The organism is Pseudomonas sp. IT-347P, from assembly GCF_949768005.1.
Classification (GTDB): domain Bacteria; phylum Pseudomonadota; class Gammaproteobacteria; order Pseudomonadales; family Pseudomonadaceae; genus Aquipseudomonas.
Map to the genome: position 1 here is coordinate 344,595 of NZ_CATKPQ010000011.1, position 21,753 is coordinate 366,347.

Here is a 21,753-nt window from a genome sequence, read left to right on the forward strand (position 1 = left end):
ATATAAAGTGCTGACGATCTACAACACGCTCACCAAGAGCAAAGAAGTCTTCAAGCCGCTGGATGGCAACAAGGTGCGCATGTACGTCTGCGGGATGACCGTGTACGACTACTGCCACCTCGGCCACGGCCGCAGCATGGTCGCGTTCGACCTGGTAACCCGCTGGCTGCGCTTCAGCGGTTATGACCTGACTTACGTGCGCAACATCACTGACATCGACGACAAGATCATCAACCGCGCCAACGAGAACGGTGAATCGTTCGAAGCGTTGACCGAGCGCATGATCGCCGCGATGCACGAAGACGAAGCACGTCTGAACATCAAGAAGCCGGACATGGAACCGCGCGCCACGGACCACATTCCGGGCATGCACGCGATGATCCAGACCTTGATCGACAAGGGTTACGCCTACGCCCCGGGCAATGGTGACGTGTACTACCGCGTCGCCAAATTCATGGGCTACGGCAAACTGTCGCGCAAGAAGATCGAAGACCTGCGCATCGGCGCCCGCATCGAAGTCGACGAGTCGAAACAGGACCCGCTGGATTTCGTCCTGTGGAAAGCCGCCAAACCGGGCGAGCCGAGCTGGGAATCGCCATGGGGCGCCGGGCGTCCGGGCTGGCACATCGAGTGCTCGGTGATGTCCACCTGCTGCCTCGGTGAGACTTTCGACATTCATGGCGGCGGCAGCGACCTTGAGTTCCCGCACCACGAAAACGAAATCGCCCAGAGCGAAGCAGCCACTGGCAAGACCTACGCCAACGCGTGGATGCATTGCGGCATGATTCGCATCAATGGCGAGAAGATGTCCAAGTCCCTGAACAACTTCTTCACCATTCGCGACGTGCTGGAAAAGTACCACCCGGAAGTCGTGCGTTACCTGTTGGTGTCGAGCCACTACCGCAGCGCCATCAACTACTCGGAAGACAACCTCAAGGACGCCAAAGGCGCACTCGAGCGTTTCTACCACGCGTTGAAAGGCCTGCCGACCGTCGCGCCGGCGGGCGGCGAAGCCTTCGTCGAGCGTTTCACCACGGTGATGAACGACGACTTCGGCACGCCGGAAGCCTGCGCCGTGCTGTTCGAGATGGTGCGTGAGATCAACCGTCTGCGCGAGAGCGATCTTGATGCGGCGGCGGGTCTGGCGGCGCGTCTGAAAGAGCTGGCGAGTGTGTTGGGCGTGTTGCAGCTTGAGGCCGATGACTTTTTGCAGGCGGGCGCTGAAGGGCGTGTCGATGCGGCTGAGGTTGATGCGTTGATTGCGGCGCGTCTGGCGGCGCGGGCGGGTAAGGATTGGGCTGAGTCCGATCGTATCCGTGATCAGCTCACCGCCATGGGCGTGGTGCTGGAAGACGGCAAGGGTGGGACTACCTGGCGTCTGGCTGACTGATAGCTGTGTTTGGCTTCAAAACAAAACCCGCCTTGTGCGGGTTTTTGTTTGGCCGCAAGAAAAGCCCCTCACCCTAACCCTCTCCCGGAGGGAGAGGGGACCGAATGTGGGATGCTCAAGAGATACGCCGACTTGAAAGTTTTTCTCCGAATCCATAATCGACACAATCTTTCAGGTCGATGCACAACGCCAGACACCTCGATCGGCTCCCTCTCCCTCCGGGAGAGGGCTGGGGTGAGGGAGAGGGTGTCAAAGAGACACGCCGACTTGAACCTGCCTTGAATCCATAATCGACTGGTTTTTTCAGGTCGATGGACAACGCCAGACACCTCGGTCGGCTCCCTCTCCCTCTGGGAGAGGGCTGGGGTGAGGGTTGCTTTTGACGTTCGCGTAGGTCTTGATGTCGGCAACGCGTTCAGCCGGATGCTGAGCGGTGATGATTATGGAAGGTAGGCATCATGGCTAATCACTATCGCGAGTTGCTAACGACGCCCGGCGCTACGGGGTTAGTGCTCGCGAGTTCCATTGCGCGGCTGCCGCAGGCAATGATCGGCATCGGCATCATCACCATGCTGGTGCAGCAAACCGGTGTGTACTGGCTGGCCGGCACAGTCGCCGGTACATTCACCCTGTGCAACGCGCTGCTCGGCCCGCACATCTCGAAACTGGTCGATCGACGTGGCCAGAGTCGCGTACTGCCCGTCGTCACCGCGTTCAGCGTTGCCATGTTGCTGGCGCTGATCCTCGCCGTCCATTTGCGCGCACCCGCCGCCTTGCTCTTTGTTCTGGCGGCACTGGCAGGGACGATGCCGAGCATGCCGTCGATGATCCGCGCGCGATGGTCGCAGTTGTTCCGCGGCAAGCCGCAGTTGCACACGGCGTTCTCGCTGGACACGGTTCTGACCGAGCTCGCTTACATTGTCGGCCCGCCCTTGGCGATCGGTTTGAGTGTGAGCTTTTTTGCCGAAGCCGGGCCGCTGGTGGCGGTCGCGCTGCTGGCCATCGGGGTGACGGCGTTTCTGCTGCAACGCCAGACTGAACCCAAGGTTGTCGTTGGCCACGCCAGCCATAGTGGCTCGACCTTGCTGATCCCCGGCGTGCGCACCATTGTCCTCGCGCTGTTGGCGATGGGCGTCATCGGTGGAGCAATCGACGTCGCCGTCGTCGCGTTCGCCAATGCGCAAGGCTGGCCGGGGGCGGCGACCTTCATCCTCGCTGCTTATGCGTTCGGCTCACTGGTGGCGGGCCTGACGTTTGGTGCATTGCGGGTTTCCCTAGCGATAGAAAAACAGTTTCTGATCGGGATATTGGTAACGGCGTTCACCGGTGTGCTGCCTGTTTTTGCAACGGATGTTTATGTGCTGACAGCGGCACTGTTTATTGCGGGCATCTCGTTTGCGCCGACGATGGTCGTGGTGATGAAAATGGGGACGATCATTATTCCTCCTTCGCGGATCACGGAAGGGCTGACGTGGATGACTACCGGTATCAGCGTGGGTGTTGCACTCGGTGGCATGCTGGCGGGGTTGGTTATTGATGCCTTTGGCGCGCGCGCGGGATTTGCGGTGGCTATTGGTGCAGGTTTGATGATGGTGGTGGTTGTGCTGGTCGGGTTGCGCACATTGGAGGCGGCTTCGGCTGTGCATGTTGAGCCGGAATTTTCGCCCTCACCCTAGCCCTCTCCCCCGGGAGAGGGGACTGAATGGGGGATGTTCAAGAAATACACCGACCTGAACGGGATGCTTTGAATCCATAATCGACTGGTTTTTTCAGGTCGATGTACCCCACCAGACACCTCGGTCGGCTCCCTCTCCTGGGGGAGAGGGCTGGGGTGAGGGGAAGGGATTCACTCAACCTTCAATCTGCCGCAACCGCTTATAAAGCGTATTTCGACTAACGCCCAACCGACGCGCCAAATGCGAAATATTCCCCCCGGCCGCCTTCAACTCCCGGTTCAACGCTTCCACATCGTTCAAATCAACCTCCACCGGCGCCGCGCTCTCCACAGGCTCCATCTCCAGATCAACAAAAAAATCATCCGGCAAATGTTCAGGTCTCACCGGTTGCTCCTCAGCCATCGCCAGCGCCACTTGCATCACGCTGCTGACCTGCCGCAAATTCCCCGGCCACGGATGACGGCTGAACAGTTCCAGCACCTCCTGGCTCAACCCCGCCCATTGCGTCGGCTCACGATGCTGTTCCCACAGGCGTTTAAATAACGCCTGCTTATCACTGCGCTCGCGCAGCGGCGGCAGTTCCAGGGTCAAGCCGCCAATGCGGTAGTACAAATCCTCACGAAACCGGCCCAATTGCACTTGTTCACGTAAAGAACGGTTCGTCGCTGAGATAATCCGCAAATCCACCGGGAACAGCTCGCTACTCCCCACCGGTTGTACGCAACGCTCCTGCAACACCCGCAATAACCGCGCTTGGGTCGGCAACGGCATATCGCCAATCTCGTCGAGAAACAGCGTGCCTTTATCCGCCTTGCGAATCAGGCCGATGCTGCCTTTCTGGTTGGCGCCGGTGAACGCGCCTTTCTCGTAGCCGAACAGTTCGGATTCCACCAGTTCGGCGGGGATCGCCGCGCAGTTGACGGCAATGAATGCCTGTTTGCTGCGCGAGCTGGCCTGGTGCAGGGCTTTGACGAAGACCTCTTTGCCTACGCCGGTTTCGCCGTGAATCAGCAAAGGAATGTCCTTTTCCAGTAACCGTTCGGCCTGACGCACGGCTTTTTCCACACGACTGTCGCCAAAGTGCAGGGTACTGAGGCTGATGGCGCCCGCTGGTTTGATCGGCGTTTCGGCGCTTCTCTGCTCGGTAAAAACCCGCGGTTGAACCGACGCCTGTTTCGGCCGCTTCAACAAACACTGGAAACGGTTGCGCCCGGACGTCTGCAAGGCAAACGGCAAGCCGTCCGGCTGATTGATCAACTCCAGCAGCGACACCTTGAACAGACTTTCAACGCTGACCCGCGACAAACGCACACCCAGCAGATTGTCGGCGCGGCGATTGGCCGACAGCACCTGACCGCTCTCATCAAAGATCAACAAACCCGCCCACTGACTGTCGAGGTTGTTCAACCCGGTGTTGAAGGTCAGTTGAAAATGCTGGCCATGGAACAGGTTGAGGATCAGCCGGTTTTCCACGGTCTGGCTCATCATCTTGACCATGCCCAGGGTGTGCGAGGGCGGCAGGTAGCTGTCGCTGGACACATCGAGCACGGCAATGACCTTGCGCTCGGCATCGAAAATCGGTGCGGCGGAACCGGTCATGAAGCGGTTGGCTTTGAGAAAGTGTTCATCGTGTTCGATATGTACCGCTTGTTCGCAGGCCAGCGCCGTGCCGATCGCATTGGTGCCGCTGCAGCGCTCCATCCAGCTCGCCCCAGCCTGAAAGCCGCGCGCCAGACTCGGTTCGATAAAGCGTTGCGTGCCCCACGAGGTCAGCACCTGGCCCTGATGGTCGGCGAGCATGATCAGGCAGTTGGAATTGCTGAGGATGTTTTCGTAATAGGGCAGAACTTCCTGGTGCGTGGTCTGCACCAGCGAATGATGGCTGTCGAGTAACTGCGCGATGCCGGCGGCAGGCAGTTGATCGAAGGCCGGCGTGCTTTGGTGGTCAAGACCGAACGCGCGGCAACGTTGCCAGGAAGTCTGGACGATCGCGTCGTGGGACAGCGGCGGGACAGGTGCGGCCATGGCAGGTCAGCCTCTGATGCAGCGATTTTTATTGTTGTTATAAACCCAAATCCTGAACACAACCCAGATCAACTGTGGGAGCGGGCTTGCTCGCGAATGCGGTGTGTCATTCAACTGATTCGGTGACTGATACTGCGCATTCGCGAGCAAGCCCGCTCCCACATTGGATCTGCGGCGTTGATGAGATCGGGCAAAAAGCGCTTATAGAGTGTTGTTCACTATTGTTCATTGTCAATCGCCCGGCTGTTCAAATGTGTTCAGCAATGAACGCTCAATCCCCGCGCTTTCAACGATTTTCACGGAAAATCAATCAGTTGCCATTTCTGGCATGAAACTCGCTCCTGTGCACAGGTCGCTTGACTCCAATAATAAAAAGGCCGAGCCATGTCACTCACCCTGGAGCACGTCAGCCGCACCGTCGAGGGCCAGACCTGGATCGACGATGCGTGTCTGAAATTCGAACCCGGTTCGTTCAACGTTTTGCTTGGCCGCACGCTGTCCGGCAAAACCAGCCTCATGCGTTTAATGGCCGGGCTCGATAAGCCCGACAGCGGACGCATCCTGATGAACGGCGTCGACGTCACCCAACGCCCGGTGCGTTTGCGCAACGTATCGATGGTCTATCAGCAGTTCATCAATTACCCGACCATGACCGTGTTTGAGAACATCGCCTCGCCACTGCGGCAGGCCGGTGTCTCGAAAGAGATCATCCACAGCAAAGTGCTGGAAACCGCGAAGATGCTGCGCATCGAGAAGTTTCTCCAGCGCCATCCGCTGGAACTCTCCGGCGGCCAACAGCAACGCACCGCCATGGCCCGCGCGCTGGTCAAGGATGCCGAGCTGATCCTCTTCGATGAGCCACTGGTCAACCTCGACTACAAATTGCGCGAAGAGCTGCGCCAGGAAATGCGCGAGCTGTTCAAGGCGCGCCACACCATTGCGATTTACGCCACCACCGAACCCAATGAAGCGCTGGCACTCGGCGGCACCACGACCATTCTTCACGAAGGCCGGGTGATTCAGAGCGGCCCGTCGACATCGGTGTATCACCAGCCGCAAACCGTACTTGCCGCCGAACTGTTCTCCGAGCCGCCAATCAATCTGATGCCCGGCCGCATCGCCGGCAACGAAGTCAGTTTCGCCAACTTCGTACACTTCCCGTTGAACGTCGATCTGCGCCCGGTAGGCGAGGGCGAGTTCCGTTTTGGTGTGCGCCCCAGCCATATCTCGCTGGTGCCGAGCAACGATGATGACCTCGAGCTTGCGGTCACCGTCGAAGTCGCCGAAATCAGCGGTTCGGAAACCTTCCTGCACGTGCGCAACGAGCATTTCCTGCTGGTGCTGCACCTTCCCGGAGTTCACGAATACGACGTCGATGCGCCGATCCGCATTTACATCCCGACCCACAAACTGTTCGTTTTCGATGCGCAGGGCCGTCTGGTGCAAGCACCGGGCCGGCGTGTCGCGAGGGTTGCCTGATGGCCGAAATCCGTTTGCAGCACCTCGCCCACAGCTACAGCAAAACCCCGAGCGGCGCCGAGGATTACGCGATCCGCGAGATGGATCACGTCTGGGAGCAGGGCGGTGCCTACGCCTTGCTCGGGCCGTCGGGTTGCGGCAAGTCGACCTTGCTCAACATCATTTCCGGCCTGCTCAGTCCATCCCAGGGTCATGTGTTGTTCGACGGCAAAGCGGTGAATGACCTGACGCCGGAGAAGCGCAACATCGCTCAGGTTTTCCAGTTTCCGGTGGTTTACGACACCATGACCGTGTTCGACAACCTCGCTTTCCCTTTGAGAAATCAGGGCATGGCCGAGGCGAAAGTGCACAGCAAGGTGCAGGAAATTGCCGAAGTCCTCGACCTGCAAAACCTGCTGAGCAAAAAGGCGCGCAACCTCACCGCCGACGAAAAACAGAAAGTCTCGATGGGCCGTGGTCTGGTGCGCGACGACGTTTCGGCAATCCTGTTCGACGAGCCGCTGACGGTGATCGACCCGCACTTGAAGTGGAAACTGCGGCGCAAGCTCAAGCAGATCCACGAGCAGTTCAATATCACCATGGTCTACGTGACCCACGATCAACTGGAGGCTTCGACCTTCGCCGACAAGATTGCGGTGATGTACGGCGGCCAGATCGTCCAGTTCGGCACGCCACGGGAATTGTTCGAGCGGCCGAGCCACACCTTTGTCGGTTATTTCATCGGCAGTCCCGGCATGAATCTGATCGAGGTACAGCCGCAATCCGGCGGGGTCGGTTTCGCCTCGACGCACCTGCCGTTGTCTGACGCCATGCAGCGACATATCGAACACGGTCAGTGGAAAAATCTGAAGGTCGGCATCCGCCCGGAATTCATTCATGTGTGGGACGAGCCGTTTGATGACGCGATGCAGGCAAAGGTCGTACACGTCGAAGACCTCGGCACCTACAAGATCATGACCCTCGACCTCGACGGCGCGCCGTTGAAGGTGCGTCTGGCCGAAGACAAGCCAGTACCGCAGGACACCGCGTACATCAGTTTTCCGGCGCAGTGGTTGATGGTCTATGCCGATGAGTTTCTGCTGGAAGCCGATGAAGAGGTGCAGCCATGAACAAGGTGCAGAACAACAAGGCCTGGTGGCTGGTGTTGCCGGTGTTCCTGCTGGTGGCGTTCAGTGCGGTGATCCCGATGATGACCGTGGTCAACTACTCGGTGCAGGACATTTTCGACCAGTCCAGCCGCTACTTCGTCGGTGCTGACTGGTACAAGCAAGTGCTGCTCGACCCGCGTCTGCACGACTCATTGCTGCGCCAGTTCATCTATTCGGCTTGCGTGTTGTTGATTGAAATCCCGCTGGGCATCGCCGTCGCCCTGACCATGCCGACCAAGGGTCGCTGGTCATCAGTCGTGCTGATCATTCTGGCGATTCCGCTGCTGATTCCATGGAACGTGGTCGGCACCATCTGGCAGATTTTCGGCCGCGCCGATATCGGCCTGCTCGGCTCCAGCCTTAACGCGTTGGGCATCAGCTACAACTACGCGGCCAACACCATGGACGCTTGGGTGACAGTGCTGGTGATGGACGTCTGGCACTGGACTTCGCTGGTCGCGCTGTTGTGTTTCTCCGGCCTGCGGGCGATTCCCGACGTGTATTACCAGGCCGCGCGCATCGATCGGGCTTCGGCCTGGGCGGTGTTCCGCCACATTCAGTTACCCAAGCTGAAAAGCGTGTTGTTGATCGCAGTAATGCTGCGCTTCATGGACAGTTTCATGATCTACACCGAGCCGTTCGTGCTTACCGGCGGCGGGCCGGGTAATGCCACGACCTTCTTGAGTCAGACGTTGACGCAGATGGCCGTAGGGCAATTCGACCTCGGTCCGGCAGCGGCGTTTTCGCTGGTGTACTTCCTGATCATCCTGTTGGTGTCCTGGCTGTTCTACACCGCCATGACGCACTCCGACGCCAACCGCTGAGGCCCGGCCATGAGCAAAAGAAAGCTGATCCCGTTGCTGGTGTACATCCTGTTCCTGCTGGTGCCGATCTACTGGCTGCTGAACATGTCGTTCAAGAGCAACACCGAAATCCTCGGCGGCCTGACACTTTTCCCACAGGACTTCACGCTGGCGAACTACAAGGTGATCTTCACCGATCCGAGCTGGTACACCGGTTATCTGAACTCGCTGTATTACGTGAGTTTGAACACGGTGATCTCGCTGAGCGTGGCGCTGCCGGCGGCGTATGCGTTTTCGCGCTACCGTTTCCTCGGCGACAAGCACCTGTTCTTCTGGCTGCTGACCAATCGCATGGCGCCGCCGGCGGTGTTTCTGCTGCCGTTCTTTCAGCTGTATTCGTCGATTGGTCTGTTCGATACGCACATTGCCGTGGCCTTGGCGCATTGCCTGTTCAACGTACCGTTGGCGGTGTGGATTCTGGAAGGTTTCATGTCTGGGGTGCCGAAGGAGATCGACGAAACGGCTTACATCGACGGCTACAGTTTCCCCAAGTTCTTCGTGAAGATCTTCATCCCGTTGATCGGCTCCGGGATTGGTGTCACGGCGTTTTTCTGCTTTATGTTTTCCTGGGTCGAACTGCTGCTCGCGCGCACGTTGACCTCGGTCAACGCCAAACCGATCGCAGCGGTGATGACGCGCACGGTGTCGGCGTCGGGTATCGACTGGGGCGTGCTGGCAGCGGCGGGGGTGTTGACCATTCTGCCGGGCATGCTGGTGATCTGGTTTGTTCGCAATCACGTTGCCAAGGGCTTTGCCCTCGGTCGGGTCTGAGGAGCTGATGATGGAATGGATGAGTTGGACCACACCTACCGCCGCATTCTTCATCGTCATCGGCCTCATTCTGGTCGGCATGACCACATGGGAATTGCGTTCGCCGAGCATCCTGCGGCGAGGTTTTCTGCCGATTGCCACCACCCGTGGCGATCGCTTGTTTATCGGTCTTCTCGGCAGCGCCTACCTGCATTTGCTGGTGATTGGCGCCACCGACTGGAGCATCTGGGTGGCGTCCGCGTTGTCCCTGGTGTGGCTGTTGGCTGTGATGCGTTGGGGCTAGTCGAGTCGTTCGGCAATGCGGCTCCACAACTTAAACAGGAGGTCTCTATGTTCGACAAAAACAATAAGCTGCGACATAGCATTTCATTGGCAGCCATGCTGGCACTCAGCGGTTTGAGCGCATCCGCCTGGGCCGATGCCTACGAGGACGCGGCGAAAAAGTGGATCGGCAGTGAATTCAAACCGTCGACCCTGACGGCCGAGCAGCAACTCGAAGAACTGAAGTGGTTCATCAAGGCCGCCGAGCCGTTTCGCGGCATGGACATCAAGGTCGTTTCCGAAACCCTGACCACCCACGAATACGAGTCGAAAGTGCTGGCCAAGGCCTTCAGCGAAATCACCGGGATCAAGCTCACCCACGACCTGCTGCAGGAAGGCGACGTGGTCGAGAAAATGCAGACGGTGATGCAGTCCGACAAGAATATCTATGACGGCTGGGTCAACGACTCGGACCTGATCGGTACGCACTTTCGCTACGGCAAGACCGAATCGATCACCGACCTGATGGCCAACGAAGGCAAGAACTTCACCTCGCCGACCCTCGATATCAAAGACTTTATCGGCATCTCCTTCACCACGGCGCCGGACGGCAAGATCTATCAACTGCCCGACCAGCAGTTCGCCAACCTGTACTGGTTCCGCGCCGATTGGTTCGAACGTGCGGACCTGAAAGCCAAGTTCAAGGAAAAGTACGGCTACGAATTGGGCGTGCCGGTGAACTGGTCGGCCTATGAGGATATCGCCAAATTCTTCAGCGAAGACGTCAAGGAAATCGACGGCAAGCGCGTTTACGGACACATGGACTACGGCAAGAAAGACCCGTCGCTGGGCTGGCGCTTCACCGATGCCTGGTTCTCCATGGCCGGTGGCGGCGACAAGGGCATTCCCAACGGTTTGCCGGTGGACGAGTGGGGGATTCGCGTCGAGGATTGCCACCCGGTCGGTTCCAGCGTGACCCGTGGTGGCGACACCAACGGCCCGGCAGCGGTGTTCGCCACCACCAAGTATGTCGACTGGCTGAAGAAATACGCGCCACCGGAAGCGGCGGGCATGACCTTCTCCGAATCCGGTCCGGTGCCGTCGCAAGGCAACATCGCCCAGCAGATCTTCTGGTACACCGCGTTCACCGCCGACATGACCAAACCGGGCCTGCCGGTGGTCAACGCCGACGGCACGCCGAAATGGCGGATGGCGCCATCGCCGCGCGGGCCGTATTGGGAGGAGGGCATGAAGCTCGGCTATCAGGACGTGGGGTCGTGGACGTTCATGAAGTCCACACCTGAGAAACAGAAACTGGCGGCGTGGCTGTATGCGCAGTTTGTGACCTCGAAAACCGTATCGCTGAAGAAAACCATCGTCGGCCTGACGCCGATTCGTGAGTCGGACATCAACTCGCAAGCGATGACCGATCTGGCGCCGAAGCTCGGTGGTCTGGTCGAGTTCTACCGCAGCCCGGCCCGTGTGCAATGGACCCCGACCGGGACCAACGTGCCGGACTATCCGCGTCTGGCGCAACTGTGGTGGAGCCACATCGCCGAAGCGGCCAGCGGCGAGAAAACCCCGCAACAGGCGCTGGATGGTCTGGCGAAGGATCAGGACGCGATCATGACGCGCCTGGAACGCTCCAAGGCCCAAGCGGTGTGCGCACCGAAAATGAACCCGGAGCGGGATGCCCAGTACTGGTTTGATCAGCCGGGCGCACCGAAACCGAAACTGGCGAACGAGAAGCCGAAGGGTGAAACCGTGAGCTACAACGAACTGCTGAAATCGTGGGCGGATGCGCGAAAGTAAACGCCGAAGTGTGAAAAGAAAACGGCACCGCAAGGTGCCGTTTTTTTTGCTGCCTGTGCCATTGCTATCGCGAGCACGCTCGCTCCCACAATGGTTTTTGGGTGTACCCGGAGTTTTTGAACAACGCACAAACCTGTGGGAGCCGGGCTTGCCCGCGATGAGGCCAGCGCTATCGCTCGAGATATTGAATCCCGCAAAAACAAAAACGGCACCCGAAGGTGCCGTTTTCATTTCCAGCCAGCCGTACTATCAGCCCGCCAGACCCGCCTGCTGAACCAGGGTCAGCAATGGCTGCGGGTACACACCCAGGAAGAACGCAACCAAGGCGATGGCCAGCAGCATCACGCCGCCTGCCTTCTGTTCCCAGTGCAACTGGGCGTCGTGGCGACGCAGGTTTGGCTCGATCAGGTACAGAGTGACCATCACGCGCAGGTAGTAGAACACGCCGATGGCGCTGCCCAGCACCAGCGAGCCGACCAGCCACCATTGGTGCGACTCGACACCGGTAGCGATGATGTAGAACTTGCCGATGAAGCCCGCGGTCAGCGGGATACCCGCCAGCGACAGCATCATCACGGTCAGCACGGCGGTCAGGTACGGACGGCGCCAGAACAGGCCGCGGTATTCGTACAGGGCATCCGCGTCACGGCCGTTGTACGGCGAGGACATCAGGGTGATGACGCCGAACGCGCCGAGGCTGGTGATCACATAAGTCACCAGGTACACGCCGATGGCTTCCACCGCCAGACCCTTGCTCGCCACCAAGGCAATCAGCAGGTAGCCGAAGTGCGCGATGGACGAATAACCGAGCAGACGCTTGAGGTTGCTCTGGGTCAGGGCCAGCAGGTTACCGAACAGGATCGAGGCGATGGCGATGACGGTGAGCACGTCGCTCAGTACGCCACTGCTGGCAGCAGGGGAGATCTGGAACAGACGCACCATCACCGCAAATACCGCCACTTTTGAAGCGGTGGCGAGGAACGCTGCGACCGGTGCCGGAGCACCTTCGTAAACGTCCGGCGTCCACAGGTGGAACGGTACCAGCGACAGCTTGAACGCCAGACCGATCAGCATCATGCCCAAGCCCAGTTGTGCCAGCGAGCTAGGCAGGCCAGTCGCAGCCAGGGCCTGACCGATACCAACGAAGCTCAGCGAACCCGAGTCGGCGTACAGCAGCGCCATACCGAACAACAGGAATGCGGAACCGGCGGCCGACAGCACCATGTACTTAATGCCGGCTTCCAGCGAACGCTTGTTGAAGAAGGCATAAGCCACCAGACCGTAAACCGGTACCGAGAGCAGTTCCAGACCGATGAACAAACCGGCCAGGTGCTGCGCGCTGACCAGAACCAGACCACCGGCGGCGGCCATCAGGATCAGCAGGTACAGTTCTTCACGGTTGCCCGGGTAACCCGAACCGCCATCACCGAGATAAGCGTGGGCGAGGGTGACGCAGGCGAGGGTGGCGACCAGGATCAGCGCCATGTACAGGCAAGCGAATGTGTCGATCTGCAGCAATGGGGTCACGGCCAGAGGCGCGACTTTCAGGGCCGGCAGGATCGACAGCAAGGCCAGGTTCAGACCGGCGACCGAGATCAGGAAGGTCTGCGAGTGGTTGCGGCGCCAGGCGATTGCCAGCATCACCACGATAATGGTGAGGCTGGTGATCAACAGTGGCGCAAGCGCAATAAAGTGTTGAATCGTGAATTCCATAGCGCTCTTACCGGGCCGAAGCGAGTTGAGTGAAGGCGGTGCCGAGCCACTGCTGCACGCCATGCATCGTGGCGGCAGATGTGTCGAGGAACGGTTGCGGGTAGACGCCGAGGTAAACCAGCAGCACCGCAAGGCCCAGCACCATGATCAGTTCGCGAGCGTCCATACCGTGCAGTACCGCGTCGGATTTCGACGGACCGAAGTAAGCACGGTGGATCATGATCAGCGAGTAGACCGAACCGAACACCAGACCGGACGTAGCAATCGCGGTGACCCATGGAGCACTGGCGAAGGAACCGATCAGGATCAGGAACTCACCGACAAAGTTACCGGTACCCGGCAGACCCAGGGAGGCGGCTGCAAAGAACAGGCTGATCGCCGGCAGGTAAGCGATACGCGACCACAGACCGCCCATCTCACGCATGTCACGAGTATGCAGACGCTCGTACAACTGACCGCTGAGGATAAACAGTGCCGCTGCCGACAGACCGTGCGCCAGCATCTGGATCACTGCACCTTGCAGGGCCAGTTGGCTGCCGGAGTAGATGCCGATCAACACAAAACCCATGTGGGAAACGGAAGAAAAGGCGATCAGACGCTTGATATCGGTTTGTGCGAACGCGAGGAACGCGCCGTAGAAGATCCCGATCAGACCGAGGGTCATGGCGATCGGCGCGAACTCCGCCGAGGCATTCGGGAACAGCGGCAGAGCAAAACGCAGCAGACCGTAAGCAGCGGTTTTCAGCAAGATACCGGCGAGGTCGACGGAACCGGCAGTCGGCGCCTGGGCGTGGGCATCCGGCAGCCACGAGTGGAACGGAACCACTGGCAGCTTGACCGCGAAGGCGATGAAGAAGCCGAGCATCAGAATGTACTCGGTGGTCATCGACATCTTGGTTTTCAACAGGTCGGCGTAGTTGAAAGTAATCACGCCGGTGTTGTTGAAGTTGACCAGCACCAGACCGAGGATCGCCACCAGCATGATCAGGCCGGAAGCCTGCGTGAAGATGAAGAACTTGGTCGCGGCGTAGATCCGGGTTTTCTTGCCGTCCGAAGAACTGTGACCCCAGAGCGCGATGAGGAAGTACATCGGCACCAGCATCATTTCCCAGAAGAAGAAGAACATGAACAGGTCGAGGGCGAGGAACACGCCAACCACGCCGCCCAGGATCCACATCAGGTTCAGGTGGAAGAAGCCAACGTGACGTTGAATCTCTTTCCACGAGCAGAGCACCGAGAGGATACCCAGCAGACCGGTCAGCAGGATCATCAACAGCGACAGGCCGTCGAGGGCCAGGTGCACGTTGATGCCGAAGCGCTGGATCCAGACATGCTTGAACTCAAGCGCCCAGGTCGGATCGGCGCCAGGCGCCGGTGCAAATGAATAGTCACCGTGGGCCCACAGCCAGAGGCCGAGGGCGAGTTCCAGGGTCATGGTCAACAGCGCAATCCAGCGGGGGAGGGTAGCGCCGAAGCGCTCACCCATCCAGCACAGCAGGCCGCCGATGAAGGGGATCAGGATTAGCCAAGGCAGAATCATGACGGGCTCGTTTCCTTTCGCAAATTCGCAAGGTTCATATCAGACCGCTACCAGCACGATGGCGCCGATTACCAGCACGGCACCAGCAGCCATCGAAGCAGCGTACCAACGCAGTTGACCGGTCTCGGTGCGGCTCAGGGCAGTGTGACCACCCTTGGCCATACGCGGGATCAGACCGATGGTCTGGTCGAGCGGGTCTTTGCGCAGTACGTGGCTGATCGCCAGGTAAGGCTTGACGAACAGTTTGTCGTAGATCCAGTCGAAGCCCCAGGCAGCGAACCACCAGGCCGAAAGGAAACGGCCGATGCCGCTGTTGGCGATCGCCGTGACGAAGCGACGCTTGCCGAGGAACAGCAGGGCCGCCAGCAGGATACCGGCCAGGGCGATGGCGCCCGAAGCGATTTCCAGACTGTGCTTGGCTTCGCCACCGGCATGACCAACGCTTTCTGGCAGAACTCCGTGCAGCGGTGGAACGATCATGGCGCCGACGAAAGTCGACAGCACGATCAGCACCGACAGTGGCAGCCAGTGAGCGATGCCGTGACCGGCGTGGGCTTCAGTCTTGGCTTCACCGTGGAACGTGATGAAGATCAGGCGGAAGGTGTACAGCGACGTCATGAACGCGCCGACCAGACCTGCGTAGAGCAGACCGTGGTTGCCGCTGGCGAACGCTTCCCAAAGGATTTCGTCCTTGGAGTAGAAGCCGGCGGTGACCAGTGGCAGAGCGGCCAGGGCAGCACCACCGACGATGAAGCTGGCGTAGGCCAGTGGCAGTTTTTTCCACAGACCGCCCATCTTGAAGATGTTCTGCTCGTGGTGGCAGGCAACGATCACCGCACCGGATGCAAGGAACAGCAGGGCCTTGAAGAAGGCGTGGGTCATCAGGTGGAAAATCGCGCCATCCCAGGCGCCAACGCCAAGCGCCAGGAACATGTAGCCGATCTGGCTCATGGTCGAGTAGGCGAGGATACGTTTGATGTCGGTCTGAACCAGTGCGGCGAAGCCTGCGAGAACCAGGGTCACACCACCGACGATGCCGACCAGGTGCAGAATTTCCGGCGCCAGGGTGAACAGACCGTGGGTACGGGCGATCAGGTAGACACCGGCAGTCACCATGGTTGCGGCGTGGATCAGTGCCGAAACCGGAGTCGGGCCGGCCATCGCGTCCGCGAGCCAGGTTTGCAGCGGCAGTTGCGCCGACTTACCGACCGCGCCACCCAGCAGCATCAGCGTTGCCAGGGTGATCCAGAAATCACCGACCTGGAATTTCTGCGGTGCCAGCACCAGCAGTTCCTGAATGTTCAGCGTGCCCACTTGCTGGAACAGGATGAACAGGCCGATGGCCATGAACACGTCGCCGATCCGGGTCACGATGAAGGCTTTGAGTGCGGCGTTACCGTTGTTGCGGTTGCTGTAGTAGAAACCGATCAACAGGTACGAGCACAGGCCCACGCCTTCCCAGCCGAAGTACAGGAACAACAGGTTATCGCCGAGCACCAGGAACAGCATGCTGGCGATAAACAGGTTGGTGTACGAGAAGAAGCGCGAGTAACCCGCTTCACCGCGCATGTACCAGGACGCGAACAGGTGGATCAGGAAACCGACGCCCACCACCACGCCGAGCATGGTGATCGACAGGCCGTCGACGTAGAGGGCGAAGTCAGGCTTGAAGCCTTCCACCGCCATCCACTGCCACAGCACCAGGGTGTAATGACCGCCTTCGGGTGGCGCGACGTTGAACTGCCAGATGACGTAGGCGGCGACAATCGCCGACAAGCCAATGGAACCCACGCCGACCAGTGCCGAGAGGTTTTCCGACCAGCGTCCACGGGAGAACGACAGCAGCAGGAAACCGATCAGAGGGAATACGAAAGTCAGAAAGATCAGGTTCATCCGCGCATCTCACTGGCAGCGTCGATATCGAGCGTATGGAAGCGGCGATACAGTTGCAGCAGGATCGCCAGACCAATACTGGCCTCGGCAGCTGCAAGGCTGATCACCAGGATGAACATGATCTGTCCATCCGGTTGCGCCCAGCGGGCGCCTGCAACGATGAAGGCCAGTGCAGAGGCGTTCATCATCACTTCCAGACTCATCAACACGAACAAAATGTTGCGGCGGACCATCAGGCCGACCAGACCAAGGCAGAACAGGATGCCGGCAACCGCCAGACCATGTTCGAGAGGGATAGCAGGCATGTCTTACTCCTTCGCCTCGTTACGGCCCAAATGGAACGCCGTGACGGCTGCGGCGAGCAGCAGCATCGAGGCGAGTTCGACCACCAGCAGGTACGGGCCGAACAGGCTGATGCCCACGGCTTTCGCGTCTACGGTGGTGTGGCCGATGGCCTGACCGCTCTGGTGAGCGAACAGCACATACAGCAGTTCGGCCAGCAGCAGGGCGGCGAGAATCACCGGTCCTGCCCAGATGCCGGGCTTGAGCCAGGTGCGTTCCTGCTGAACCGAGGCCGGGCCCAGGTTCAGCATCATCACCACGAACACGAACAGCACCATGATGGCGCCGGCGTAGGCGATCACTTCCAGCACGCCGGCGAATGGTGCGCCGAGTGCGAAGAAGGTCATGGCCACGGCGATCAACGAGATGATCAGGTAGAGCAGGGCGTGCACGGGATTGGTGTTGGTGACCACACGTAGCGTGGACACAACAGCGATACCCGATGCGAAATAGAAAGCGAATTCCATCGTTCTTCCTTAAGGCAGCAAGCTCTTCACGTTGATCGGTTCGGCTTCGTTCTGCGCGGAGCCTTTCGGCTTGCCAGCGATTGCCATACCTGCAACACGATAGAAGTTGTAATCAGGGTTTTTGCCGGGGCCGGAGATCAGCAGATCTTCTTTCTCGTACACCAGGTCCTGACGTTTGAACTCGGCCATCTCGAAATCCGGGGTCAGCTGGATTGCGGTGGTCGGACAGGCTTCCTCGCAGAGACCGCAGAAAATGCAGCGCGAGAAGTTGATACGGAAGAAGTCCGGGTACCAGCGACCGTCTTCGGTTTCAGCTTTCTGCAGCGAGATGCAACCCACCGGGCACGCCACGGCGCACAGGTTGCAGGCTACGCAACGCTCTTCGCCATCGGGGTCGCGGGTCAGGACGATGCGGCCACGGTAGCGTGGCGGCAGGTAGACCGGCTCTTCCGGGTATTGCAGGGTGTCGCGCTTGCGAAAGCCATGGCCGAAGACCATGACCAGGCTGCGCAACTGGGTACCAGTACCCTTAACGATGTCGCCAATATATTTGAACATGGGTCAAATCCTCACTGAACCGCAACCGCAGGTGTGTTCCACAACACAACCGCAGCGGTTATCAGCAAATTGATCAGGGTCAGTGGCAGGCAGAATTTCCAGCTGAAATCCATCACCTGGTCATAACGCGGACGCGGAATGGATGCGCGCAGCAGGATGAACAGCATGATGAAGAACGCGGTCTTCAGTGCGAACCAGACGAAGGACAGTTGCGGCAGGATGCCGAACGGACCGTGCCAGCCACCGAAGAACAGGGTGACCAGCAGCGCCGAGATCAGGATGATGCCGATGTATTCACCGACGAAGAACATGCCCCATTTCATACCGGCGTATTCAATGTGGTAACCGTCGGCCAGTTCCTGTTCCGCTTCCGGCTGGTCGAACGGGTGACGGTGAGTCACGGCCACGCCAGCGATGAAGAAGGTACAGAAGCCGAAGAACTGCGGAATGATGAACCACAGGTTTTGCGCCTGGTACTCGACGATGTCGCGCATGTTGAACGAGCCGACCTGGACCACGATGCCCATCAGGGCCAGGCCCATGAACACTTCGTAGGACACGGTCTGCGCCGAGGCACGCAAGCTGCCGAGCAGGGCGAACTTGTTGTTACTCGACCAACCGGCGAACAACACCGCGTAGACCGACAGACCGGCCATGGCGAAGAAGAACAGCAGGCCGATGTTCAGATCCGCCACGCCCCAGGTCGGGGTGATCGGGATGATCGCAAACGCGATCAGCAGAGCGGACATGGCCACCACCGGCGCCAAAGTGAAAATCACTTTATCGGCAAACGGCGGAGTCCAGTCTTCCTTGAAGAACATCTTCAGCATGTCGGCGGCGATCTGGAACATACCGAACGGGCCAACGCGGTTCGGGCCGTAACGGTCCTGCCACCAGCCCAGCAGGCGACGTTCGACAAAGCTGAGCAACGCGCCTGCGACCACCACGGCCAGCAGAATCACGATGGCTTTGATGACCGTCAGGATCACATCGATCACTTCAGGGGTGAACCAGGTCATTGCGCTGCCTCCTGCAGACCGTCGACGGACACGCCGGCGAATGCCGGTGGAATGCCGGCGATGCCCGCAGGCAAGGCCACCAGACCTGCGCCCAGTTCTTCATTGATGCGCAGCGGCAGACGCAGGGTCTGACCGGCGACGTTCAGGCTCAGCAGGGCACCGTCGTTGACGCCCAAACGATCCGCTTCGGATTTCGCCAGAGCCACGTACGGCGCTGGAATGCGTTCTTGCACCGGTGCGGCTTTCGACGAGTTCTCGTCGCTGCCGAACAAGTGGTAGAACGGCACGGCCTGCCAGGTGCCCGGCGCCGGGTTGAATGCACGCGGCGCGGCAGCGAACCAGTTCAGCGAATCGCCGGTGCTTTCGATCAGGCGGGTGCCCGGATCGCCAGCGCGCAGGTGACCACCGACTTCGTCCTGGAACTTGTTCCACGCTTGTGGCGAGTTCCAGCCCGGCGACCATGCAAAAGGTACTTGCTGACGCGGTTCAGACGAACCCGAGTAACCTTCCATGGAGAAGGCGAACGCGGTGTCTTTGTCTTGCGGGGTGCGTGGTTCGTGAACGCTGATGTCGGCGCGCATCGCGGTGCGACCGGAGTAACGCAGCGGCTCACGCGCCAGTTTCAGACCCTTGATGCGGAACGCGGCCGATGGGGCTGCGTCGACAATGCGAGCCAACTGCTCGGTGCTCGAAGCCACGGCAGCGGTGACGTGGTCAAGTTGCGTCCAGTCGATCGGCTGGTTCAGCAGGGTGGCGCGCAGGGCGTGCAGCCAGCGCCAGCCTTCGTGAACCAGAATGCTCGCGTCCAGATATTGCGGGTCGAAAACCTGGAAGAAGCGCTGAGCACGACCTTCCTGACTGACCAAAGTACCGTCGCCTTCAGCGAAGCTCGCCGCTGGCAGAACCAGGTGCGCACGATCAGTAGTGGCAGTCTTCTGATGATCAGCAACGATCACCACTTGCGCAGCGTTCAGTGCGGCATCGACTTTGGCTTTCGAGGTGCGGGTGTACAGATCGTTTTCCAGCACGACGATGGCGTCGGCCTTGCCATCGATCACAGCTTGCAGCGCCGCGTCGACCGACTCGCCACCGAGCATGGCCAGGCCAAGACTGTTGGCTTCCGGCACGATCAGGCTGATCGAGCCGTTCTTCTCACGCAGCTTCAGCGCCTTGGCGATGTTCGCCGCGGCTTCGATCAGGGCTTTGGAGCCCAGCGAAGTACCGGCGATGATCAGCGGACGTTTGGCCGCCAGCAGTGCGTCGGCGATGCGCTTGGCCAGTTCCAGCGCTTCGGCGTCCAGACCTTCGACGGCCGGGGCGCTGGCGTCCAGTGCGTGAGCAACGGCGAAACCGATGCGTGCCAGGTCGTCAGGCGCGGCGTGTACGCATTCTTCAGCGATGTCGTCCAGCTTGGTTTCCGCCAGGCTGGCGATGAACAGCGGGTTCAGCGCGTGCTGACCGATGTTTTTCACCGCCGCGTCGAGCCAAGGCTGGACGCGCATGGCTTCAGCCATGTCTTCGGCCTTGCCCTTGACCGACTGACGCAGCGACAGCGCCACACGGGCGGCGGTCTGGGTCAGGTCTTCACCGAGGACGAAAATCGCGTCGTGGTCTTCGATGTCGCGCATGTTCGGTACAGGCAGCGGGCTGTCTTTCAGCACTTGCAGGACCAGACGGATGCGTTCCAGTTCGGAGGCTTCGATACCGGAGTAGAAGTGCTCGGCGCCGACCAGTTCGCGCAACGCATAGTTGCTTTCGAGGCTGGCGCGCGGCGAACCGATACCGACGATGTTGCGCCCGCGCAGCAGGTCAGCGGCTTTATCCAGCGCGGCATCCAGACCGAGCTTGGTGCCGTCGGCCAGCAGTGGCTGACGTGGACGGTCGGTGCGGTTGACGTAGCCGTAACCGAAACGGCCACGGTCGCACAGAAAGTACTGGTTCACCGAACCGTTGAAACGGTTTTCGATGCGACGCAGTTCGCCGTAACGCTCGCCCGGGGAAATGTTGCAACCGCTCGAGCAGCCATGGCAGATGCTCGGCGCGAACTGCATGTCCCACTTGCGGTTGTAACGCTCGGAGTGCGTCTTGTCGGTGAACACACCGGTCGGGCAGACCTCGGTGAGGTTGCCGGAGAACTCGCTTTCGAGGGTGCCGTCTTCAACGCGACCGAAGTACACGTTGTCGTGGGCGCCGAATACACCGAGGTCGGTGCCGCCAGCGTAATCCTTGTAGAAACGCACGCAGCGGTAGCAAGCGATGCAGCGGTTCATTTCGTGGGAAATGAACGGGCCCAGTTGCTGGTTCTGGTGGGTGCGTTTGGTGAAGCGATAACGGCGCTCGTTGTGGCCGGTCATCACCGTCATGTCTTGCAGGTGGCAATGACCGCCTTCTTCGCACACCGGGCAGTCGTGCGGGTGGTTGGTCATCAGCCATTCGACAACACTGGCGCGGAACGCCTTGGATTCTTCATCGTCGATGGAGATCCAGGTGTTGTCGGTGGCCGGGGTCATGCAGGACATGACGATGCGACCACGGGTGTCGTTCTCGTCGGTGTACTGCTTGACCGCGCACTGGCGGCAGGCCCCGACGCTACCAAGCGCGGGGTGCCAGCAGAAATAAGGGATGTCGAGGCCCAGCGACAGACATGCCTGTAACAGGTTGTCTGCCCCGTCGACTTCGAGCGCTTTGCCGTCTACGTGGATAGTGGCCATGGTTCAAAGGTCTTCGTTGGCCCGGTGTCAGCGGGCGTGGCTAATGGAATCTTGTTATCCGTCCGAATCCAGTCAGCCCCGAAAG

General features: G+C 59.8%; 17 protein-coding genes. 8 read left to right on the forward strand and 9 right to left on the reverse strand.

The window, feature by feature from the left end:
- Positions 1-7: 7 nt before the first annotated feature.
- Both cysS and ACM6IV_RS05535 read left to right on the forward strand, forming a co-directional pair.
- Entirely contained in the window at positions 8-1,390 is a 1,383-nt protein-coding gene (gene cysS, locus ACM6IV_RS05530; protein ID WP_016986558.1) for a cysteine--tRNA ligase, read from the forward strand.
- A 458-nt stretch (positions 1,391-1,848) separates the two neighbouring features.
- Positions 1,849-3,066 carry an MFS transporter gene (locus tag ACM6IV_RS05535; protein ID WP_414869066.1) on the forward strand — a complete coding sequence of 406 codons (1,218 nt, stop codon included), beginning with the start codon at positions 1,849-1,851 and terminating at the stop codon, positions 3,064-3,066.
- Positions 3,067-3,240: 174 nt separating this feature from the next.
- On the opposite strand, the gene ACM6IV_RS05540 is transcribed toward ACM6IV_RS05535, so the two are convergent.
- Positions 3,241-5,091 carry a sigma-54-dependent Fis family transcriptional regulator gene (locus tag ACM6IV_RS05540; protein ID WP_414869067.1) on the reverse strand — a complete coding sequence of 617 codons (1,851 nt, stop codon included), beginning with the start codon at positions 5,089-5,091 and terminating at the stop codon, positions 3,241-3,243.
- A 384-nt stretch (positions 5,092-5,475) separates the two neighbouring features.
- Between ACM6IV_RS05540 and ACM6IV_RS05545 the strand changes: the two genes are divergently transcribed.
- The 6 genes from ACM6IV_RS05545 to ACM6IV_RS05570 are packed head-to-tail and all read left to right on the forward strand — an operon-like array spanning position 5,476 to position 11,425.
- Entirely contained in the window at positions 5,476-6,570 is a 1,095-nt protein-coding gene (locus ACM6IV_RS05545; RefSeq protein ID WP_414869068.1) for an ABC transporter ATP-binding protein, read from the forward strand.
- Positions 6,570-7,679: an ABC transporter ATP-binding protein gene (locus ACM6IV_RS05550; protein ID WP_414869069.1), complete on the forward strand. Its 1,110-nt coding sequence runs from the start codon at positions 6,570-6,572 to the stop codon at positions 7,677-7,679. The genes ACM6IV_RS05545 and ACM6IV_RS05550 overlap by 1 nt, the downstream gene beginning before the upstream one ends.
- The gene (locus ACM6IV_RS05555) at positions 7,676-8,542 is read left to right on the forward strand and encodes a carbohydrate ABC transporter permease (RefSeq protein WP_007961995.1); all 867 of its coding nucleotides are present in this window, start codon (positions 7,676-7,678) and stop codon (positions 8,540-8,542) included. Before ACM6IV_RS05550 ends, ACM6IV_RS05555 begins: the two co-directional genes overlap by 4 nt.
- A gap of 9 nt (positions 8,543-8,551) precedes the next feature.
- Positions 8,552-9,352 carry a carbohydrate ABC transporter permease gene (locus ACM6IV_RS05560; protein WP_003192012.1) on the forward strand — a complete coding sequence of 267 codons (801 nt, stop codon included), beginning with the start codon at positions 8,552-8,554 and terminating at the stop codon, positions 9,350-9,352.
- Between the two features lie 10 nt (positions 9,353-9,362).
- Entirely contained in the window at positions 9,363-9,635 is a 273-nt protein-coding gene (locus ACM6IV_RS05565; RefSeq protein WP_007912485.1) for a DUF2160 domain-containing protein, read from the forward strand.
- Positions 9,636-9,682: 47 nt separating this feature from the next.
- Positions 9,683-11,425: an ABC transporter substrate-binding protein gene (locus ACM6IV_RS05570; RefSeq protein WP_064389298.1), complete on the forward strand. Its 1,743-nt coding sequence runs from the start codon at positions 9,683-9,685 to the stop codon at positions 11,423-11,425.
- Positions 11,426-11,674: 249 nt separating this feature from the next.
- Here the strand turns inward: ACM6IV_RS05570 and nuoN are convergent, their stop codons facing one another.
- Genes nuoN through nuoG form a run of 8 tightly spaced genes read right to left on the reverse strand, consistent with a single transcriptional unit; the run spans position 11,675 to position 21,668 of the window.
- Positions 11,675-13,138: an NADH-quinone oxidoreductase subunit NuoN gene (nuoN, locus tag ACM6IV_RS05575; RefSeq protein WP_007920173.1), complete on the reverse strand. Its 1,464-nt coding sequence runs from the start codon at positions 13,136-13,138 to the stop codon at positions 11,675-11,677.
- 7 nt (positions 13,139-13,145) lie between these two features.
- Positions 13,146-14,678: an NADH-quinone oxidoreductase subunit M gene (gene nuoM / locus ACM6IV_RS05580; RefSeq protein WP_208940624.1), complete on the reverse strand. Its 1,533-nt coding sequence runs from the start codon at positions 14,676-14,678 to the stop codon at positions 13,146-13,148.
- Positions 14,679-14,717: 39 nt separating this feature from the next.
- Positions 14,718-16,571: an NADH-quinone oxidoreductase subunit L gene (gene nuoL, locus ACM6IV_RS05585; protein ID WP_250608072.1), complete on the reverse strand. Its 1,854-nt coding sequence runs from the start codon at positions 16,569-16,571 to the stop codon at positions 14,718-14,720.
- Positions 16,568-16,876, reverse strand: coding sequence for an NADH-quinone oxidoreductase subunit NuoK (nuoK, locus tag ACM6IV_RS05590; RefSeq protein WP_003180046.1), 309 nt, complete (start codon positions 16,874-16,876; stop codon positions 16,568-16,570). The genes nuoL and nuoK overlap by 4 nt, the downstream gene beginning before the upstream one ends.
- A 3-nt stretch (positions 16,877-16,879) precedes the next feature.
- Positions 16,880-17,380 carry an NADH-quinone oxidoreductase subunit J gene (gene nuoJ / locus ACM6IV_RS05595; RefSeq protein ID WP_007951462.1) on the reverse strand — a complete coding sequence of 167 codons (501 nt, stop codon included), beginning with the start codon at positions 17,378-17,380 and terminating at the stop codon, positions 16,880-16,882.
- Between the two features lie 9 nt (positions 17,381-17,389).
- Complete coding sequence (gene nuoI, locus ACM6IV_RS05600; RefSeq protein WP_003223795.1) at positions 17,390-17,938, reverse strand: NADH-quinone oxidoreductase subunit NuoI; 549 nt, start codon at positions 17,936-17,938, stop codon at positions 17,390-17,392.
- A gap of 11 nt (positions 17,939-17,949) precedes the next feature.
- Positions 17,950-18,957, reverse strand: a complete 1,008-nt coding sequence (gene nuoH, locus ACM6IV_RS05605) for an NADH-quinone oxidoreductase subunit NuoH (RefSeq protein ID WP_007964859.1) — start codon at positions 18,955-18,957, stop codon at positions 17,950-17,952.
- Positions 18,954-21,668: an NADH-quinone oxidoreductase subunit NuoG gene (gene nuoG, locus ACM6IV_RS05610; protein ID WP_414869070.1), complete on the reverse strand. Its 2,715-nt coding sequence runs from the start codon at positions 21,666-21,668 to the stop codon at positions 18,954-18,956. Before nuoG ends, nuoH begins: the two co-directional genes overlap by 4 nt.
- Between the last annotated feature and the right edge of the window lie 85 nt (positions 21,669-21,753).

Excerpts from the sequence above, each read along its gene's own strand:
- ACM6IV_RS05535 (WP_414869066.1), top strand. The coding sequence starts at position 1,849 with ATGGCTAATCACTATCGCGAGTTGCTAACGACGCCCGGCGCTACGGGG.
- ACM6IV_RS05540 (WP_414869067.1), bottom strand. The coding sequence starts at position 5,091 with ATGGCCGCACCTGTCCCGCCGCTGTCCCACGACGCGATCGTCCAGACT.
- ACM6IV_RS05545 (WP_414869068.1), top strand. The coding sequence starts at position 5,476 with ATGTCACTCACCCTGGAGCACGTCAGCCGCACCGTCGAGGGCCAGACC.
- ACM6IV_RS05550 (WP_414869069.1), top strand. The coding sequence starts at position 6,570 with ATGGCCGAAATCCGTTTGCAGCACCTCGCCCACAGCTACAGCAAAACC.
- ACM6IV_RS05555 (WP_007961995.1), top strand. The coding sequence starts at position 7,676 with ATGAACAAGGTGCAGAACAACAAGGCCTGGTGGCTGGTGTTGCCGGTG.
- ACM6IV_RS05560 (WP_003192012.1), top strand. The coding sequence starts at position 8,552 with ATGAGCAAAAGAAAGCTGATCCCGTTGCTGGTGTACATCCTGTTCCTG.
- ACM6IV_RS05565 (WP_007912485.1), top strand. The coding sequence starts at position 9,363 with ATGGAATGGATGAGTTGGACCACACCTACCGCCGCATTCTTCATCGTC.
- ACM6IV_RS05570 (WP_064389298.1), top strand. The coding sequence starts at position 9,683 with ATGTTCGACAAAAACAATAAGCTGCGACATAGCATTTCATTGGCAGCC.
- nuoN (WP_007920173.1), bottom strand. The coding sequence starts at position 13,138 with ATGGAATTCACGATTCAACACTTTATTGCGCTTGCGCCACTGTTGATC.
- nuoM (WP_208940624.1), bottom strand. The coding sequence starts at position 14,678 with ATGATTCTGCCTTGGCTAATCCTGATCCCCTTCATCGGCGGCCTGCTG.
- nuoL (WP_250608072.1), bottom strand. The coding sequence starts at position 16,571 with ATGAACCTGATCTTTCTGACTTTCGTATTCCCTCTGATCGGTTTCCTG.
- nuoK (WP_003180046.1), bottom strand. The coding sequence starts at position 16,876 with ATGCCTGCTATCCCTCTCGAACATGGTCTGGCGGTTGCCGGCATCCTG.
- nuoJ (WP_007951462.1), bottom strand. The coding sequence starts at position 17,380 with ATGGAATTCGCTTTCTATTTCGCATCGGGTATCGCTGTTGTGTCCACG.
- nuoI (WP_003223795.1), bottom strand. The coding sequence starts at position 17,938 with ATGTTCAAATATATTGGCGACATCGTTAAGGGTACTGGTACCCAGTTG.
- nuoH (WP_007964859.1), bottom strand. The coding sequence starts at position 18,957 with ATGACCTGGTTCACCCCTGAAGTGATCGATGTGATCCTGACGGTCATC.
- nuoG (WP_414869070.1), bottom strand. The coding sequence starts at position 21,668 with ATGGCCACTATCCACGTAGACGGCAAAGCGCTCGAAGTCGACGGGGCA.